Genomic DNA, 3054 nt, shown 5'->3' on the forward strand with positions numbered 1-3054 from the left:
GTGCAGCACGCGGGTGGCCACGCCGGCCAGGCGGCGCAGCGTGGCCGGATCGTCCAGGTTGCCCTGGAGCGGACGGATGCCCGCCGCCCGCAGGGCCGGCACCCGTTCGCCCGATGAAGTGAGCGCCACCAGCTGCATGCGGCCCCGCAGGCTGCGCGCCACGCGCTGGCCGACGTCCCCGCAGCCCACGATCAGCAGGCGTTCGCGGCGAAAGCGCGCCGGCAGCGCGCCGGAAGGGCTATTGATTGAAGGCAAAATCCGAGTTCCTTTCCCTTTTCAGACCCAGGCTGAAACAAGCCGAAGAATACCGATGACTGTTGCAGCGCCGCATGAAGCGGGCTTTTCCATCACCGTCGAGCCCAGCGGGCGTCATTTCGTGGTGCATGGCGACGAAACCATTCTCGCGGCCGGCATCCGCCAGGGCATCGGCCTTCCCTATGGCTGCAAGGATGGCGCCTGCGGCTCGTGCAAGTGCCGGAAGCTCTCGGGCGAGGTTGAACTCGGGCCGCACCAGAGCAAGGCGCTGAGCGCCGAAGAGCAGCTGGCGGGCTTCGTGCTCACCTGCTGCGCCCATGCCAAGAGCGACGTGGTGCTCGAGTCGCGCCAGGTCACCGAGGCCGGCGCCCTGCCGATCCGCAAGATGCCGGTGCGGGTGCTGGCGCTCACGCGGCTCTCCCACGACGTGATGAAGCTGCGCCTGCAGCTGCCGGCCGGCGAGCCGCTGCAGTTCCATGCGGGCCAGTATGTGGAATTCATCCTGCGCGACGGCGCGCGCCGCAGCTATTCGATGGCCAATGCGCCGCACACGCTGGCCGAACCGGGCACGGGCATCGAGCTGCACCTGCGGCATCTGCCGGGCGGCAAGTTCACCGACCATGTGTTCGGCGCCATGAAGGAAAAGGAAATCCTTCGCATCGAAGGCCCCTACGGCAGCTTCTTCCTGCGCGAGGATTCGGCCAAGCCGATGATCCTGCTGGCTTCGGGCACCGGCTTTGCGCCCATCAAGGCGCTGCTCGAGCACATGAAGTTCAAGCGCATCGACCGGCCCGCCTCGCTCTACTGGGGCGGCCGCCGGCCCGAAGACCTCTACATGGACGCCTGGGTGCGCGAACAGCTCAAGGAGATGCCGAACCTGCGCTACGTGCCGGTGGTTTCCAACGCCACGCCGGAAGACAACTGGAACGGCCGCACGGGCTTCGTGCATCGCGCGGTGCTGGAGGACTTTGCCGATCTTTCGGGCCACCAGGTGTATGCCTGCGGCGCGCCGATCGTGGTCGACTCGGCCCGGCACGACTACGTGGCGCTGGCCGGCCTGCCCGACGAAGAATTCTTTGCCGACGCGTTCACCACCGAGGCCGACAAGGCGCTTCCCTGATCCCCGCTTTCCCTTTTCTCCGAGACGACATCAAAGAATGAAGACGAGACACTTCCTCCTCGCGCTGCTCGCCGGCGCCACGCTGCTGGCCACCGCCGGCCAGGCCGCGGCCCAGCAGCAGCGCCCGATCCGCCTCGTGGTGCCCTACGCCGCTGGCGGCCCCATCGACGTCACGGCCCGCATGCTGGCCGAACGCGTGAAGGACTCCCTGGGCACGGTCATCATCGACAACAAGCCCGGTGCGGGCGGCAACATCGGCGCCGACATCGTGGCCAAGGCGGCGCCCGACGGCCTCACCATCGGCATTGCGGCCACCGCCACCCACGCGGTGAATCCGTGGCTCTACAGCAAGATCCCGTTCAACGCGGCGACCGACTTCGCGCCCATCACGCAGATGGTGCGCGTGCCGAACGTGCTGGTGATGAATGCGGAAACCGCGCAGCGCCTCAAGATCAACACCGTGGCCGACCTGATCCGCTACGCCAAGGCCAACCCCGCCAAGCTCAACTACGGCAGCGGCGGCAACGGCAGCGCCGGGCATCTGGCAGGCGAACTGTTCAAGAAGCAGGCCGGCATCTTCGCGCTGCACATTCCGTACAACGGCGGCAATCCGGCGCAGCTGGCGCTGCTCTCGGGCCAGGTCGACTTCAACTTCGACAACCTGGCCACGGCGGCGCCGAACATCCGCTCGGGCAAGCTCAAGGCCATTGCCGTGACGACCTTGCAGCGCAGCAGCGCCATGCCCGAGCTGCCGCCGGTGGCCGACACGCTCAAGGGCTTCTCGATCGACACCTGGTGGGGCCTGGTGGCACCGGCCGGGACACCGCACGACGTGGTCGTGAAGCTCAACCAGGCCTTCGTGGCGGCGCTGAACGCACCGGAAACGAAGACCCGTTTTGCCACGCTGCTGGCCGAGCCGGTCGCCAATTCGCCCGAGCAGTTCGGCGCGTTCATGAAGAGCGAACTCTCCAAGTACGAAGCCGTCGTGAAGGCAACCGGCGCCAGGGTCGACTGACCCTTGGAGATTATTCGCCGAGGTAGGCGGCCCGCACGCGCGGGTCGCTCAGCAGATCCTTGGCGTCGCCCGTCATCGTGATGAGGCCCGACTCCATCACGTAGCCGCGGTCGGCCAGCTGCAGCGCGCGGTTGGCGTTCTGCTCCACCAGCAGGATGGTCACGCCTTGCGCGGCCACGGTCTGCACCACCTCGAAGATCTTGTCGCACATGATCGGCGACAGGCCCATGGTGGGCTCGTCGAGCAGCAGCACCTTGGGGCGCGCCATGAGTGCGCGGCCCATGGCCAGCATCTGCTGTTCGCCGCCCGACATGGTGCCCGCGAGCTGGTCCTTGCGCTCGCGCAGCCGCGGGAAGGTCACGAACACGCGCTCCATGTCGCTCGCGATCTCGGCCTTGTCCTTGCGGATGTAGGCACCGATCTGCAGGTTCTCGGTGATCGTCATGCGCGTGAACACGCCGCGGCCTTCGGGCACCATCACGAGGCCCTCGCCCACCAGGTCCCAGGCGCCGCGCCCCTTGATGTTGCGGCCCAGGAATTCGATGGTGCCGGCACCCGCCGGCAATGTGCCGGTGATCGCCTTCATGGTGGTGGTCTTGCCGGCGCCGTTGGAGCCGATCAGCGACACCAGTTCGCCTTCGTGGACCTCGAAGTCCACGCCCTT

The 3054-nt window shown here is 67.4% G+C and carries 4 protein-coding genes; 2 read left to right on the plus strand and 2 right to left on the minus strand.

The features are described from left to right. A partial coding sequence (locus tag AC1DOC_RS26510) for an NAD-binding protein (protein WP_478130817.1) occupies window positions 1–255 on the minus strand: 255 nt, incomplete at its 3' end. 55 nt (window positions 256–310) lie between these two features. Here AC1DOC_RS26510 and AC1DOC_RS26515 point away from each other — a divergent pair. Both AC1DOC_RS26515 and AC1DOC_RS26520 read left to right on the plus strand, forming a co-directional pair. Beyond that, window positions 311–1375 (plus strand): CDP-6-deoxy-delta-3,4-glucoseen reductase, encoded by a 1065-nt coding sequence (locus AC1DOC_RS26515; RefSeq protein ID WP_412510477.1) that lies wholly within the window; start codon window positions 311–313, stop codon window positions 1373–1375. A gap of 37 nt (window positions 1376–1412) precedes the next feature. After that, window positions 1413–2390 (plus strand): Bug family tripartite tricarboxylate transporter substrate binding protein, encoded by a 978-nt coding sequence (locus tag AC1DOC_RS26520; protein ID WP_062362972.1) that lies wholly within the window; start codon window positions 1413–1415, stop codon window positions 2388–2390. A gap of 10 nt (window positions 2391–2400) precedes the next feature. Here the strand turns inward: AC1DOC_RS26520 and AC1DOC_RS26525 are convergent. Next, window positions 2401–3054, minus strand: a 654-nt coding sequence (locus AC1DOC_RS26525; RefSeq protein WP_478130818.1) for an ABC transporter ATP-binding protein, incomplete at its 5' end; no start/stop codon positions are given.

It is taken from the genome of Variovorax sp. 01T439_2 (genome assembly GCF_056398445.1).

What these genes read in the sequence shown, in the direction of transcription:
- AC1DOC_RS26515 (WP_412510477.1), top strand. Translation starts at nt 311, where the DNA reads ATGACTGTTGCAGCGCCGCATGAAGCGGGCTTTTCCATCACCGTCGAG.
- AC1DOC_RS26520 (WP_062362972.1), top strand. Translation starts at nt 1,413, where the DNA reads ATGAAGACGAGACACTTCCTCCTCGCGCTGCTCGCCGGCGCCACGCTG.